Genomic DNA, 13,698 nt, shown 5'->3' with positions numbered 1-13,698 from the left:
ACTATGCCGACGCAACCTGAACTCAAGCCATGGATCAACGCGATCCGTCCCTATGTCCCCGGCAAATCCAAGGGCGATGATGGGCGCGCGCTGATCAAGCTTTCGGCCAATGAGAACCCGCTTGGGTGCAGCCCGGCGGCTTTGCAGGCGCTGAGCGAGCCGGGTCAGCCCGAGCTTTATCCCGATCCGGGCGCGCAGGCTCTCACGCACAAGCTGGGCCAATTGCACGGCATTGATCCTGCGCGCATCGTTTGCGGCACAGGCTCTGGTGAGCTGCTCCATTGCGCAGTGCAAGCCTTTGCAGGGCCCGGTGATGAGGTGGTGTTTTCCGCTTTCTCCTTTTCGCTCTACCCGCTGATTGCGCGCAAAGTGGGGGCCGTGCCGGTGTTTGCGCCCGATGATGATTTCACAGCATCAGTCGATGGAATTCTGGCAAGCATCACAGACAAGACCAAAGTGGTGCTGCTCGACAATCCGAACAATCCCGGCGGGACTGCAATTGGCCGCGATGAAGTGCGCCGCCTGCATCAAGGTTTGCCCGGTCACGTGCTGCTGGTGCTCGATCAGGCCTATGCTGAATATGTCGAGGATGATCTGTCCGATGACGGCCTGGGCCTTGCCGCATCGGCGAACAATGTGCTGGTGACGCGCACTTTTTCCAAAGCTTACGGGCTGGCCGGCTTGCGGATCGGCTGGGCAACGGGCGCGCCCGGTCTGATTGGTGCGCTCAACCGGCTGCGCGGGGCATTCAATGTGTCCGCTCAGGGGCAAATGGCAGCAATGGCTGCTCTGGGCGATCAGGCATTCATGGCCCGCTCGCGCGATGTGAATGCAAAGGGACGCGCGCAGCTGGCACGTGGGATAGAGGCGCTGGGCAATCACGGCCTTCGCGCCATCCCCAGCCAGGCGAACTTTATCCTCGTCCTGTTCGAAGGCGATGTAAAAGCCGAAACCGCTCTCGCCGCTTTGGACAAAGCCGGTTACGCCGTGCGCCATTTGCCGGGCCAGGGATTGCCCCATGCCTTGCGCATCACTATCGGCAAACCTGATGATATGGACCGCGTGATCGCCGCTTTGCGCACGCTATGCGGAGAGGCCGCATGACAATTCAGCGCGTTGCAATCATTGGGCTGGGTCTGCTGGGCGGATCGATTGGCCTTGCAGTTAAATCGCGCGCAGGCGGGATTGTGACGACCGGTTTTGACCAAAACCCGGATGTCCGGGAAAAAGCGCGCACTTTGGGCCTGACGAACGCGGTCGCCGACACCATCGAGGATGCGGTGCATGATGCGGACCTCGTGATCTTGTGCGTGCCCATGGGCGCGATGGAAAGCGCCGCGATTGCCATGGCGGATGCGGTGCGCGCTGATGCAATTATCAGCGATGTCGGGTCATCCAAAACGGGGCTGGCGCAAAAATTGTCCGCAGCTTTGCCCGGCCGGCACATCATCCCCGCGCATCCCGTTGCAGGGACCGAGCAATCAGGACCAGAGGCAGGCTTTGCCTCGCTGTTCACCAATCGCTGGTGCATCCTGACCCCGCCAACCGGCGCGGATGAGGATGCTGTAAAAGCGCTGTCGGCATTCTGGAGCCAGCTGGGCGCGCGCATTGAAATTATGGATGCGGAGCATCACGATCTGGTGCTGGCTGTCACCAGCCATATCCCGCACCTTATCGCCTTTACGATTGTCGGCACGGCAAGCGATCTGGAAGAAGTCACGGCTTCTGAAGTTATCAAATATTCAGCCGGCGGCTTTCGCGATTTCACCCGGATTGCGGCATCGGACCCTGTCATGTGGCGCGATGTGTTCTTGTCGAACAAAACCGCGGTGCTCGAAATGCTGGGCCGTTTCAGCGAAGATCTCACCGCTTTGCAGCGCGCTATCCGATCAGGAGACGGAGACACTTTGCATGATCTATTCAGCCGCACGCGCGCGATCCGGCGGCAAGTGATTGAGCAGGGCCAAGATGATCACCGGCCCGATTTCGGGCGCGAGGATCATGTGTGACCGCATAAACGCCGCCGCCAAGACCAGACCCTTTAATTGCAGGCATTAATCGCGCGGCGCACCCGTTCTTCAATCTCGCCGCGGGCAAGCCCTGCGGGGATCGTCTCGCCCACGCGGTAAGTGATCGTGCCGCGCTGTTTGATAAAGCCATGGTAAAGCGGCCCGCTATCCACTGCGACCGGCACGACAGGCAAGGCAAGCAGCTTGTAAAGACCCGCAAATCCGGATTGCAGCGGCGGATTATCGCCGTGATCGACGCGGGTTCCTTCGGGGAAAATCACCAGCGGCCGGTCTTCGCCCACGCGCAATTTGGCCGTTGCGATCATTTCTCGCAGCGCCTTTGCCCCCTTGTCACGCGCAACAGGGATCAGACCGTACACTTTTGCCGAATACCCCCATCCGGGGATCAAAAACAGCTCTCGCTTGGCGAAGACAGCGGGGAAATTGAACAGGAACGGCATGTCAATCGCTTCAAAAAAGCTCTCATGCTTGACCGCGATCAGATACGCGCCTTCGGGAACTTTGCCATCAACCACGATTGCGATGCCCAGCACATGGATGACGCACCAGCGGTGCCAGCGTCCCCACAGATTGACCACCCCCGCAACGGCATCGCGCCCCATCAAACTGGCGGCAACCGATGCGATCACAAGCAGCGCGCTGAACCCGTAGAAAAGGGGGTAAAACAAAAGGCTTCGCACTATTGCCACGCTCTGATCTTACAGATTGACAAGGCTGGCCGCCGAACTGGCAATCAGCTTGTTGTATTCAAGGAACAGTGTCGCAAGGCTGGGCTGCGATGCCACTGCATCGCGCACCACCGTGATGCCAGCGGGCAATTGCCGGTCAAGCTCACCTGCCGCGCGGCGCATATGCCAATCGGTTGTCACAAGGCGCAGCGACGCGATGTCGTTGGCTTCGACCCACTGCGCGGTTTCAGAGGCATTGGTGCGGGTGTCGATAGCGGAAAACCCAAGCGTAACGCAGCATTGCATGCGCACGTCATCCACTTCGAATTCGGCAGCAAATTCGCCTGGTTTCACATCGCGGTCCACTCCGCTTACCAGCATTTGCGGGGCAAGGCCCATGTCCATCACCGCCAAACCCTGCGCGATGCGGCCCGCGCCGCCTGTTGGGACAATCACCGCATCGGTTTTCTGCGCGCCGCCGGGGCCGGGCAATGTGATGGTGAACCACAAGAACCCCAGCGCCCACACCAGAAATACAGCTGATAAAATCCGTCGTAACATTACTGGGCGCTCACAACATGGATCGCAGCGCAAATGCAATGGTGATCCGGCCAGTGACAAAAGCAAGCGCAACCCCTGCAACAGGGATCAGGATTAACGCCAGCCAATCGGCAAGGCCCAATCCGCCTCCGCTCACCATGCCGCTGTCAAGCGCGCTGAATTGCTGGCCCAGCAGCCAAACCGCCGCCGCCCCCAGCACCAATCCAACCACCCCGCCAAAAGCCGCATCGCGCATGGCCGCGCGCTGAAACACGCGCGTGATCTGCGCATCGGTGCCGCCAAGCAGATGGATGATCTCAACGGTATCCTTATGCGCGCTGAACGCACTGCGCGCAGCCAGCCACACTGCCGCCGCGGTGGCCAACGCGATCAGCACAATCAGCCCCAGCGCCAGATATTGCAGCGCCGACAAAGCATCGTAAACGGGCGCAAGCCAGTCCGATTGCGCATCGACGCGCGCCTGCGGCACAACAGCCGTCAAAGCGCCTTGCAACCGGGCAATTTCTTCAGGCGAGGCCGCGCGCGACAATTCCACATCGATCAATGCCGGGATCGGGATATCCTCGCTCGCCGCGCCCGCGCCCAGCCATGGTTCGAGCAATTGGGTGAGCTCTTCATCCGGTACAACGCGCAAGGATCGCACCAGATTGTCGCTTTCCAGCACCCCAACCGCGCCTGCCACACGTTCACTGCGCAGTTCTGGATTGGGCTCAAGGATCTGGATGGTCGCCGCATTGGAGATATCGGCGCGCGCGGTCTCTGCCAGATTGCGCAGCGCCAGCCCGCCCGCTGCCGCGATCACAACCAGCGCAATCAGGATGGCGATCACCCACGGGATTGGACCGCCGAACCGCGCCTTGGGCAGCAGATCGCTTGCGCCTGCGCCCGCCCGTTTGGGCTTGGGCACTTTCCCACTGGCGGGCAGCGCATCGGGAATGGGAACGTCAGGGATTGCCGTATCAGGCACGCGCGCTTGGGCCATCTTTTACCCCCGCCCCCGCTGCGTGCTGGATGCGCCGCCCGGCTTTGGCGGATAACGCAGCGCGCCAGTGGGATCGGACAGCCGCCCTTTATTCAGCCGCATAATCAGCGATTCCGGAACTTTCTTGAGCAAATGCACATCGTGCGTCGCCACCACCACAGTTGTGCCCACACGATTGTTGAGCGCTTCGAACAAGCGCAGCAGTTTCAGCGCCATTTCCGGATCGACATTGCCTGTCGGCTCATCCGCGATCAGCATGCGCGGGCGCGCAATAACCGCGCGCGCAATGGCAACGCGCTGCTGTTCTCCGCCCGACAATGTCTCCGGCTTGGCCTGCGCCCGGTGCGACAGGCCGACCCATTCGAGCATATCGGAGACCGCTTTGAACACTTTACCTTCATCCGTGCCAGACAAACGCAGCGGCAAAGCGACATTGTCGAAAGCAGACAGATGCTCAATCAGGCGAAATTCCTGAAAGACAACGCCCAGCCTGCGGCGATATTCAGGAAGGCTGGGGGCAGGCAGCGTTATCATGTCCTTGCCGAACAAGCTGATCGAGCCGCGCGATGGTTTTTGCGCCAGGTAAAGCAGTTTCAAAAGGCTGGTTTTGCCAGCCCCGCTTGCCCCTGTCAGAAAGTAGAAACTGCCCGGAAACAGCGTAAAACTAAGATCGCTCAACACCTCAGGATCGGCGCCGTAACGCAGCCCGACATTGTCAAATTTCACAATTTCGGACGCGCGTTCGGTCATAGGCAACGTCCTATCAGCGCGGTGCGAATGGGGAAAGCCCCACGCGCTGCTCTGCCTGCATTACAGAACGATAATTGCGCCCTTTGTGGAAAAAACCCCCGAATTGTTCATGTAAGCGGCGCCAGCCCTTGTGCCTTTGAGTGTCAGGCGTATTGCAAGTGTAACCATGATTATATCCTGTCCTGCCTGCGCCACGCGCTATGTTGTGCCGGACGCTGCGATTGGCGGCGATGGCCGGACTGTGCGCTGTGCAAAATGCAAGCACAGCTGGCATCAGGATGCAGCCCCGCTCCCCCCGCGCGAAGAAACTACCAGCGCTGATGAGCCGTCCAGACCAGCGCCGCAGTCTGCGCCGCAGCGCGCAGCCGAAGAGACGGCGAGCGATGCCGGCCCCTCGGTCAATCACTGGCGGACATCTGATGCGCCCGGCGATGCGCCTGCGCCCGCCGATGCGCCCGACGGCGAAACCCAGCCCGCCTATGCGCAGCGCAGCACAGAGGCGCAAAGTTCCTCTGTTGCCGCGCGCGCGTTCCGCAACAGCATGGCGCGCCGCGACCCTGTGCAAGATGCAGAGGCCGATGCGCCCGCAAGCGACACCAAATCGCCCATGTTTGGCGGCGTCTTTCAGCGCGGCCGCGATACCTCTGATGAAGATACTAGCACGCAGGAGGCGGTAAGCGAAACCGACGCCTTCGCTGACGATGAGCCTTTCACAGACGCACCCGATAGCGATGACGTGCCCGATTTCGATGCCGAACCGGACTTTGTCTCTGACAGCGATCCGCTCGCCGATCACAGCTTCGATGAAGAAGACTATTCGTCAAATCCCGAAGAGGATTACGAAGACGGCATCTCGCAATTCGAATACAGCCCGCCATTCATTGCGCGGCGCAATCCGCTCAAAATGTGGACTGCGGCCGCTATTGCCTTTGCCGTTTTGGCCAGCGCCACCGTGCTTGCGGTCAGCTATTATGGTTTGCCCGATTGGTTCCCGGTTAATCAGCCCACCTTTGGCGTGAACAAGCCGGAATTGGTGCTCGATTTCCCGCGTGAACAGCAACGCACCGAAACCCTGCCAACAGGCGAAGAGATTTTCCGTGTGCGCGGGACGATCTCAAACACCGGAGCAGAAGCGATCGCCGTGCCGAGCATGCTGGTCGTTTTCCTTGATGAGCGCGGCCGCGAAGTTGGCAAATGGCCAGTTGCCCCTGCGAAAAGTGAGCTGGCGCCGGGCGAAAGCCTGAATGTCACAGAAGCCATTTCCGACATACCGGCAGCCGCGCGCGAAGCTGAATTGGGCTGGGCCCCGAACTGACCCAATCGCGAGGGCGGTTGCCATTTACCCCCAGTCTCTTGGGCAAGTCTCTGGCGCAAAGCGCGCGCTTATCTCGCAAAAGCCTTGCGCGCTATCAGACAGGTTGCTAGTGGCGCGCTCCTACCGAGGGGCAGCGTTGGTTTGCTCCGGTCTTACACGTGCGGTCGTGGCGGAACTGGTAGACGCGCAACGTTGAGGTCGTTGTGGGCTAACGCCCGTGGAAGTTCGAGTCTTCTCGACCGCACCATCACTTGTATTCAAATACCTGATATGCAGGTTTTTTTTGTTTTTTGAGGGAGTGTGGGCTCTCAAATTCCCCGCCAGCAAACTTTTTGATCTTAATCAAAAAGGGGCTGCTTACGCCGCGGCGATTGAGCGAAATCCGCTTTTGAAAAACAGCAGAGGTTGGCTTTCATCGCTGGCCTCTTTCCCCCGCTATCGCCATCAAGATAGAGCCCCGTCACTTCGCCTAGGATCATTGTGTGATCGCCTGCGGGATAGGTCTGGTAGGGACGGCATTCCAAATGGCCCAGCGCCCCACTAATATGCGGCAGACCGCTGTTGCCGATCACGAAATCGGCCGGGTCCGCAACTTTGTCCCGCGCGGCATAGCGCAGCGCAATCGCCTGTTGGTGCTGCGCCAGAATGCTGATCGAAAACGCGCGTTTGCCTGTCCAGATATCAAATTGACTGGACGAATTGTGAAGGCTCCAGCACACCAGCATCGGATCAAGCGAGACCGACACGAACGAATTGACCGTGATCCCCACCGGGCTTGCTTTCAGGCCGGCATCCGCATCATCGCCAATCGCCGCCACCACGCACACGCCAGTGGCAAATTGGCTCATCAGCGCGCGAAACGCACCCTCATCAACCGGCAGAACCGTTTCGTGTGAGGGATGATCGGGCAAACAAAATTCTCCGAGGATAAACGCAAAAACCAAGAGGCTTGCCAGCGCGTTTCCCGATACGCACGGGAATGTCAATCAATCCGGTCCTCCTGCCGTCTTCCCCGCGCCTGCCCCCCGGTCCAGATCCCCAATCAATCCTGCACGCACCGCCCCATTTGCAATTGCGCGAATTTCGGGCACCGATGCACTCTTTGCACGTTCATTCTCGTAACATCGCCAAAACTGGCCAAAGGATAGGCACAATCATGATCAACCGGGTGGGCGCCGCGCTTAAAGATTTCCTCAAACAGGAAAGCGCAGGGGGCATTGTTCTGATCATTTCGGCGCTGCTCGCGCTGATCATCGCCAACAGCCCGCTTGCGCCCCTTTATTTCGGCACGCTTGAGACCAAACTGAATGTCTCTTTCGGAAATTTCGAAATCAATAAGGGACTGATTTTGTGGATCAATGATGGCCTTATGGCGATCTTTTTCTTCCTTATTGGGCTGGAAGTGAAACGCGAGATTATCGAGGGGCAATTGTCCACGCTGGATAAGGCATCGCTCCCGCTTGCCGCTGCGATTGGCGGCATGGCCATCCCTGCGCTGATCTTTGTCGCCTTCAATCTCAATTCGCCCGACACGATCAGCGGCTGGGCCATTCCGGCAGCGACCGACATCGCCTTTGCGCTCGGCATCCTGTCGCTGCTTGGCCCGCGCGTGCCGGTGGCTTTGAAAGCCTTACTGCTCGCGATTGCGGTGATTGACGATATCGGCGCGATCACCGTGATTGCGCTGTTTTATTCGGGCGAGATCAAGGTTGATATGCTGATCGGCGGCGGCATCATGCTGGCGCTGCTTTTTGCAGTGGGCCGCGCGCGCATCGCGTCGTCCATCCCCTATGTCGTGCTGACGGTTATCATGTGGGTGTTTGTGCTGAAATCGGGCGTTCACGCGACTTTGGCCGGAGTGACAGCGGCGATGATGGTGCCGATGGCGGCCAAGGATGGCACGCGCCTGCTTGAACATATGGAACACGGCCTGCACAGCTGGGTCGCGTTCTTGATTATCCCGATTTTCGGATTTGCCAATGCGGGCGTGACACTGATCGGATTGTCGCCTGCTGACCTGCTGCAACCTCTGCCGTTGGGCATTGCTTTGGGGCTGCTTATCGGCAAGCAGATCGGGATATTTGGATTTGCCTTTGTCGCGGTGAAATTGGGGCTGGCGACGCTTCCCGAAAAGGTCACCTGGCGCAAACTGCACGCGCTGTCGCTGCTCGCGGCGATTGGTTTCACGATGAGCCTGTTTATCGGCAATCTCGCCTTTACCGATCAGGCGCAGATTGATGCGGTGAAAGTGGGCGTGCTGGCCGGGTCGTTGGTCGCGGCTTTTGCCGGGTTCTTCCTGTTAAAATCGGCTCTGCCACTCGAAGAAGCGGACACGGCGCAAGGCGATGCACATGCCAGTTAGGTCCGCGCCTGTTCAGCGCACGGCGGATGTGAACGGCATCAATCTGTGCTTTTTCGATTGGGCCCCTGATGAGTCAGCACAAGACGAACGGGCGGGCCATTCAGCCGCTCTGCCGACCTTGTTGTTCGCCCATGCCACCGGGTTTCACGCGCGCTGTTATGACGCGATTATAAAGCATTTCCCCCATCACCGCGTGATTGGGGTCGATCAGCGCGGGCATGGCCGCAGCACGGGCGATCCGATCACCGATTGGCGCGTGTTGATTGATGATATGAAAGCGCTCGCCGTGCATCTGGATCTGGCAGGCGCGGTTGCCGTGGGCCATTCCATGGGCGCGCATGTGCTGCTGAATACAGCCAGCGAATTGCCGGCTGCCTTTAGCCAATTGGTGCTGTTTGATCCGGTGATCCTGGAACCGGAATATTACGAGGCGCCAGAAACCATCTTCACCCCTGACAACCCGCATCCCACAGCCAAGCGCAAGCGTGATTTCGCCTCAGCCGAGGCGATGATTGAGCGGTTCAAAACCCGCGATCCCTATGCGATTTTTTCGCCTCGTGTGTTTGAGGATTATTGCCGCCACGGCCTGCTGCCGGCAGCGGTCGGCGATGGGTTTGAGCTCGCCTGCGCGCCCGAAATGGAAGCCAGCATTTACGCCTCCAGCCGGAGCAATACCGGTATATTTGATGCGGCCCGGTCCTGCAACACGCCGGCGCTGATCGTGCGGGCGAAACGCACCAATTTGATGGATTTCAAAAGCTCGCCCACATGGCCGGGGCTGGCAGACATTATGCCAAAAGGCACGGATCTTGATCGGTCAGACAGAACGCATTTTCATGCTTTCGAAGACCCGGCCGATGCCGCCGCGATCATCGCGCGGGCAATCGGCGCAGGGTAAGGCCAGCATTTGATACTTAGGCGGCAGCTTTCGCCGCTTCGAGCAAATCCTGATAATCGCGCCGCGCGATGTTTAATTCGCTGAAACGCGGATTTACCAGATTGCTGCGAATGGTTTTTTCAAGCCCGCCATAAAATTGCAGCAGCGCATCGCGCAAAGGATTGTCCGGCGCGACCGTGCGCATCAACCACAAGGCAATGCTGTGCGCGCGCACCAGCGCATCGCGCGGCACCGCATCGGGGTTTTGCGACAGCCGGACCAGCGCCTGACCCAGCGCAGAGATCGCCTCTTCAAGGCAGATGCGCGTCAGATCGCTGCCACCGGACGCCTCAATCCGGGCATCCAGATCAACCTTGCGATAAACCGCGGCGGGATTGGTTGAAAAGCTTTGCATAGGGGGATCGCGGCGGGTTTAATTGTTGTTCGACAGGTCAAATTGCTGCTGCAAAAAGCTGAGCGTGGATTGCGAACTGGCAATTCGGCTTTCCGCGCCAACCAGATCGCGCACCAGCCTTTCGCGCAGGCGGTTTTGTTGGTCGGCAATGCGTTCCAGGCGTTCATCATTGCGCTCAATCAGGTTTTCATACCGCTCCACCGAACCGCCCAGCGAACCAGGATCGGTCGTCGTGGTGTTGTCGCGCGCCAGATTGTCGATAGTGGCGAATACGCCGAAAACGCTGGTGGTGAACATGGCTGCGGTGGCATCGGGATTGGCGCTTAGCGTTTCATTCAGCCGCTCTGCATCCAACACAAATGTGCCATCAGCCGTGCGCGAAACGCCCAGATCGGCAAAAGTGCGCGGTTCATCATCTTCGGCATTGGGCATGATCACTTCATTGGTGAGCCGCCCCAGATCGCCCTTAAGCGCGCGCGCGCCCGGATCATTGCCCAGCGCGCCACCCAGTGCATTGCCATCTTCGTTGACGATGCCCGCCACATCATTCAGCGCCGCGACCAGATCGGCCATGACAGCGGAAATCGCGCCTGTATTGCTGGCAAAGCTGATCGTGGTGGGTGCGCCCGGATTGGTGCCGGTCAGCTCCAGCGTCATCCCTTCGGGAAGGCCGGTGACAGTGTTGCTGGTGCTGCGAATTTCGACCGTATCCAGCTCAAACACTGCATCTTGCGCGGTTTGGCGCAATTGGCCGGCATCGCTGCCCGGATCCCACGACAAATAAGTCAGATCACCGGGCCCCCCGCCCAGCGGCAGGATGGAATTGTTGGTCCCTTCAAGAGTGAAGCCGTTTACATCGCCGTCCTGCCCCTTGATCACCAATTGCGCGCCATCGGTGCCTTGCGCCACATAGGCCGTCAGCGCGCCATCGCTGGCGGTGGTGATTTTGGCAGCGAGAGTTTCCACCGTATCAGCCGCATCGACCGTGATATCGAGCGCGGTCTGGTTCGTATCTTCGGTAAAGCCGCCGCCTGCGACCGTGCCGAACCTGATGGTCAGCGTGCCTTCGCCCACCAGATCGCTCGCATCGGCAAAAGCGGGGGACACCAATGTCTGGCTTTGCGCCAATTGGCTAACCTCGAGCGAATATGTGCCCGTTGGCGTGGAACCTGTCGGAGTGGAAACGCTGGCAACGCTTGGGTCAGCAACCGTGCCTTCGGGCGACAGATCACCGGTGCGGATACGGTCACCCAATGCCGAAGACAGCTCTGTGAGGACATTGCGCAGGTTCGCCGCTGCCGAAATGCGCGCGGTCAGCGTTTCGTTGCGCGATGTGAGATTCTGGCGCTGGGCGGCAAACGTGGCCTCGGAAATGTCATTGGCCAATTGCACAAAATTGACGCCGCTGCCTGCGCCAAGCGCGGAAATGATTGATGAGCCGGGATTGTCCATGGTGGATAGAACGGTCCTTTTGAAGCAGGTTTAAGCCGGAATTTCGCGTTTGCCATCGCCGTCAAAGCGCAAGTCTTCGGGCACTTCGATTGTGGGCAGCGCCGGCTTTCCCCCGCGCTTCAGCGACAGTACAAAGGCAACCAGCGACGCGATGGCGACATACAAATCTTCGCGCACCATCTGATTGGCCTGTGTGGTGAAATAAATCGCGCGCGCCAGGCTTGGATATTCGAGCACGGGCAAGCCATCTTCGGCCGCAATTTCGCGCATGGCGAGCGCGGTTTCCCCGCGCCCTTTGACCAGCACGACAGGGGCCGGTGCAAGATCGGGATCATAAGTTAGCGCAACTGCGAAATGCAGCGGGTTCACCACCACAAACTGCGCTTCTTTCATCGCCCCTGCCACGCCGCCGCGCGCCATATCGCGCTGACGCTGGCGGCGCGCGCCTTTCATTTCGGGCGAGCCTTCGGATTGCTTGGTTTCATCGCGCATATCCTGATGGCTCATCTTGAGCTTTTTGTTGCGCTGGAATTGCTGGAGCGGAAAATCGACCATCGCGATGATGATAAGGCCCAGCACCAGCAGCCCCACCAGCGAGGATAAAGCCTCCAGCGCATAAGCGATCTGCACATCCAAACTGCCGCGCCCCAGTCCCAGCAGCAATGTAAGATTGTCCGCCGCCCACCACGCGGCAAGCGATGCCATCAGGACCAGTTTCAAAACGCTTTTGAACAGTTCCACCAGCCCCTGAATGCCGAAAATCCGCTTCATCCCGGCCAGCGGGCTGACGCGCGTCGCTTTCATCTCCAGGTTTTTGAGCACAAATCGCCCTTCGCCCCCTAGCAACAATTGCGCCGCCAGCGTCATTGCCATCACGCACACGCCAATCACCAGAATGGGGGGAAGCAATTGCGCGCCCGCCAGTTTAAACAAGCGCCCCGGCTCCAACGCTTCCAAAGTCCGGTGGTCAAACCGGAAACTGGCATTGGCGACCGTATCCAGCCCGGAAAACAGCCACCCGCCCACTTGCGACAGCACGAACACGCCTGTTGCCACGGCGGCTGCACTGGCGACTTCGCGCGAACGAAGGACATTGCCCTTTTGCGCCGCATCGCGTTTCTTTTTGTCTGTGGGTTCTAGGGTCTTTTCGCCTGCGGTTTCCTCGCTCATGACTGCGCCCCGCCGGCAGGCGCAATCACCAGCTCTGCCTGTTGCAGTGCGACAAACAAAGCGGCTGTAAATTGCTCAATCAGGATCGGCATTGCCAGTATCAGCGCGGCAATCCCGGCAAACACCCCCGCAGGCAGGCCCAGCGCAAACAGGTTAAGCGCCGGTGCAGAGCGCGAAATCATCCCTGTCACCATTTGCACCACCAGTAAAACCAGCACCACGGGAAAGCCAATCGCGGCGGCGAGCGCAAATCCATAACCCATAAACTCCGCCAAAGCGCGCGCACGCACTTCGCCAAAAGCAAAAGAGCCCACAGGCAGAATGCGGTAGCTTTCGATCAGCAATTCAAACCACAGCAAATGCCCGCCAATGGCAAAGAACAACAACGTCATCACCAGCGAAAAATACGTGCCAAGCGCGCCCGATTGCGCGCCGCTGGCCGGATCAATGCTGGTCGCAATCGCAAGGCCCATCGTGCCTGCGATCTGTTCTGCCGCGATCAGAGGCACGGCAAAGGCCACTTGCAAGACAAAGCCCATGGCCACCCCGATCAACACTTCCTGAACCACGGCCAAAATGGCGGCAAAGCTCATCATATCGGGCAGCGGGGGCAGCGGCATCCACACGGCCACAAACACGCCAAAAGCAATGCCCAACATGGCGCGCGCCTGCACGGGCACGGTCAATCCGCCAATCATGGGCGCAGCCAATATCGCCACCGAACAGCGCACCGATAAAAGCAGCAATTGCCACAATTGCGCATCCAGATTGGCAAAGCCGAAATCAAGCGTGTTCATCGCGCGCGCACCAGATTGGCCTGGCCCGGCCCGGTCAGGCCGAAACCTGCGCGATATGTGCGAAAATCTCGATCAGAAAATCGCCCAGCAAACCGATCATCGTGCCGCCCAGCACTACGAAAACCAGCGCGACAATCATCAATTTGGGCACGAATGTCAGCGTCTGTTCGTTGACCGATGTCGCTGCCTGAATAATCCCGACGAGCAGCCCGACAGTCAGCGCGGCGATCAAAACGGGGCCAGCAATCAACGCGACCGTCCACAAGGTCTGATCCGCCAGCGCGAGCAATTGGACATCATCCTGCATGGCTGCGTGCTC

At 59.3% G+C, this 13,698-nt stretch carries 15 protein-coding genes and 1 tRNA gene; 6 read left to right on the top strand and 10 right to left on the bottom strand.

Features of this window, described 5'->3' with window-relative positions:
- The first annotated feature begins 3 nt into the window (after positions 1-3).
- Positions 4-1,104 carry a pyridoxal phosphate-dependent aminotransferase gene (locus AC0V6L_RS07350; RefSeq protein WP_486153653.1) on the top strand — a complete coding sequence of 367 codons (1,101 nt, stop codon included), beginning with the start codon at positions 4-6 and terminating at the stop codon, positions 1,102-1,104.
- Positions 1,101-2,009, top strand: a complete 909-nt coding sequence (locus AC0V6L_RS07345; RefSeq protein WP_486153652.1) for a prephenate/arogenate dehydrogenase family protein — start codon at positions 1,101-1,103, stop codon at positions 2,007-2,009. The genes AC0V6L_RS07350 and AC0V6L_RS07345 overlap by 4 nt, the downstream gene beginning before the upstream one ends.
- Positions 2,010-2,041: 32 nt before the next feature.
- On the opposite strand, the gene AC0V6L_RS07340 is transcribed toward AC0V6L_RS07345, so the two are convergent.
- From AC0V6L_RS07340 to ftsE, 4 genes are read right to left on the bottom strand one after another with little or no spacing between them, the layout of a single operon-like run.
- Positions 2,042-2,698, bottom strand: coding sequence for a lysophospholipid acyltransferase family protein (locus tag AC0V6L_RS07340; RefSeq protein WP_486153651.1), 657 nt, complete (start codon positions 2,696-2,698; stop codon positions 2,042-2,044).
- 30 nt (positions 2,699-2,728) lie between these two features.
- Positions 2,729-3,259 (bottom strand): YdcF family protein, encoded by a 531-nt coding sequence (locus AC0V6L_RS07335; RefSeq protein ID WP_486153650.1) that lies wholly within the window; start codon positions 3,257-3,259, stop codon positions 2,729-2,731.
- Positions 3,260-3,269: 10 nt separating this feature from the next.
- Entirely contained in the window at positions 3,270-4,241 is a 972-nt protein-coding gene (locus tag AC0V6L_RS07330) for a cell division protein FtsX (protein WP_486153649.1), read from the bottom strand.
- A 3-nt stretch (positions 4,242-4,244) separates the two neighbouring features.
- Positions 4,245-4,991, bottom strand: a complete 747-nt coding sequence (ftsE, locus tag AC0V6L_RS07325) for a cell division ATP-binding protein FtsE (RefSeq protein WP_486149670.1) — start codon at positions 4,989-4,991, stop codon at positions 4,245-4,247.
- Positions 4,992-5,157: 166 nt separating this feature from the next.
- Here ftsE and AC0V6L_RS07320 point away from each other — a divergent pair, with 166 nt between their 5' ends.
- Together AC0V6L_RS07320 and AC0V6L_RS07315 are read left to right on the top strand one after the other, a co-directional pair.
- Positions 5,158-6,306: an MJ0042-type zinc finger domain-containing protein gene (locus AC0V6L_RS07320; RefSeq protein WP_486153648.1), complete on the top strand. Its 1,149-nt coding sequence runs from the start codon at positions 5,158-5,160 to the stop codon at positions 6,304-6,306.
- Between the two features lie 160 nt (positions 6,307-6,466).
- Positions 6,467-6,553: transfer RNA gene (locus tag AC0V6L_RS07315), tRNA-Leu, on the top strand.
- A gap of 91 nt (positions 6,554-6,644) precedes the next feature.
- Here AC0V6L_RS07315 and AC0V6L_RS07310 read toward each other — a convergent pair.
- On the bottom strand, positions 6,645-7,217 hold the full coding sequence (locus AC0V6L_RS07310; RefSeq protein ID WP_486153647.1) for a flavin reductase family protein: 573 nt from the start codon (positions 7,215-7,217) through the stop codon (positions 6,645-6,647).
- A 245-nt stretch (positions 7,218-7,462) separates the two neighbouring features.
- Here AC0V6L_RS07310 and nhaA point away from each other — a divergent pair, with 245 nt between their 5' ends.
- Positions 7,463-8,668, top strand: coding sequence for a Na+/H+ antiporter NhaA (nhaA, locus tag AC0V6L_RS07305; RefSeq protein WP_486153646.1), 1,206 nt, complete (start codon positions 7,463-7,465; stop codon positions 8,666-8,668).
- Complete coding sequence (locus AC0V6L_RS07300; RefSeq protein WP_486153645.1) at positions 8,658-9,566, top strand: alpha/beta fold hydrolase; 909 nt, start codon at positions 8,658-8,660, stop codon at positions 9,564-9,566. The genes nhaA and AC0V6L_RS07300 overlap by 11 nt, the downstream gene beginning before the upstream one ends.
- A 16-nt stretch (positions 9,567-9,582) precedes the next feature.
- On the opposite strand, the gene AC0V6L_RS07295 is transcribed toward AC0V6L_RS07300, so the two are convergent.
- Genes AC0V6L_RS07295 through AC0V6L_RS07275 form a run of 5 tightly spaced genes read right to left on the bottom strand, consistent with a single transcriptional unit; the run spans position 9,583 to position 13,686 of the window.
- On the bottom strand, positions 9,583-9,960 hold the full coding sequence (locus AC0V6L_RS07295) for a hypothetical protein (protein WP_486153644.1): 378 nt from the start codon (positions 9,958-9,960) through the stop codon (positions 9,583-9,585).
- Between the two features lie 18 nt (positions 9,961-9,978).
- On the bottom strand, positions 9,979-11,412 hold the full coding sequence (gene fliD, locus AC0V6L_RS07290) for a flagellar filament capping protein FliD (protein ID WP_486153643.1): 1,434 nt from the start codon (positions 11,410-11,412) through the stop codon (positions 9,979-9,981).
- Positions 11,413-11,442: 30 nt separating this feature from the next.
- Positions 11,443-12,582 carry an EscU/YscU/HrcU family type III secretion system export apparatus switch protein gene (locus AC0V6L_RS07285; RefSeq protein ID WP_486153642.1) on the bottom strand — a complete coding sequence of 380 codons (1,140 nt, stop codon included), beginning with the start codon at positions 12,580-12,582 and terminating at the stop codon, positions 11,443-11,445.
- Entirely contained in the window at positions 12,579-13,379 is an 801-nt protein-coding gene (locus AC0V6L_RS07280; RefSeq protein WP_486153641.1) for a flagellar biosynthetic protein FliR, read from the bottom strand. The genes AC0V6L_RS07285 and AC0V6L_RS07280 overlap by 4 nt, the downstream gene beginning before the upstream one ends.
- A gap of 34 nt (positions 13,380-13,413) precedes the next feature.
- Entirely contained in the window at positions 13,414-13,686 is a 273-nt protein-coding gene (locus tag AC0V6L_RS07275) for a flagellar biosynthetic protein FliQ (protein WP_486149652.1), read from the bottom strand.
- Between the last annotated feature and the right edge of the window lie 12 nt (positions 13,687-13,698).

The sequence above is a fragment of the Erythrobacter sp. JB1-15 genome, from assembly GCF_057365035.1.
This window is presented reverse-complemented; position numbering and strand designations above follow the sequence as displayed.

Coding starts and splice junctions, on each gene's coding strand:
- AC0V6L_RS07350 (WP_486153653.1), top strand. CDS start 4: ATGCCGACGCAACCTGAACTCAAGCCATGGATCAACGCGATCCGTCCC.
- AC0V6L_RS07345 (WP_486153652.1), top strand. CDS start 1,101: ATGACAATTCAGCGCGTTGCAATCATTGGGCTGGGTCTGCTGGGCGGA.
- AC0V6L_RS07335 (WP_486153650.1), bottom strand. CDS start 3,259: ATGTTACGACGGATTTTATCAGCTGTATTTCTGGTGTGGGCGCTGGGG.
- AC0V6L_RS07330 (WP_486153649.1), bottom strand. CDS start 4,241: ATGGCCCAAGCGCGCGTGCCTGATACGGCAATCCCTGACGTTCCCATT.
- ftsE (WP_486149670.1), bottom strand. CDS start 4,991: ATGACCGAACGCGCGTCCGAAATTGTGAAATTTGACAATGTCGGGCTG.
- AC0V6L_RS07320 (WP_486153648.1), top strand. CDS start 5,158: ATGATTATATCCTGTCCTGCCTGCGCCACGCGCTATGTTGTGCCGGAC.
- nhaA (WP_486153646.1), top strand. CDS start 7,463: ATGATCAACCGGGTGGGCGCCGCGCTTAAAGATTTCCTCAAACAGGAA.
- AC0V6L_RS07300 (WP_486153645.1), top strand. CDS start 8,658: ATGCCAGTTAGGTCCGCGCCTGTTCAGCGCACGGCGGATGTGAACGGC.
- AC0V6L_RS07295 (WP_486153644.1), bottom strand. CDS start 9,960: ATGCAAAGCTTTTCAACCAATCCCGCCGCGGTTTATCGCAAGGTTGAT.
- fliD (WP_486153643.1), bottom strand. CDS start 11,412: ATGGACAATCCCGGCTCATCAATCATTTCCGCGCTTGGCGCAGGCAGC.
- AC0V6L_RS07285 (WP_486153642.1), bottom strand. CDS start 12,582: ATGAGCGAGGAAACCGCAGGCGAAAAGACCCTAGAACCCACAGACAAA.
- AC0V6L_RS07280 (WP_486153641.1), bottom strand. CDS start 13,379: ATGAACACGCTTGATTTCGGCTTTGCCAATCTGGATGCGCAATTGTGG.
- AC0V6L_RS07275 (WP_486149652.1), bottom strand. CDS start 13,686: ATGCAGGATGATGTCCAATTGCTCGCGCTGGCGGATCAGACCTTGTGG.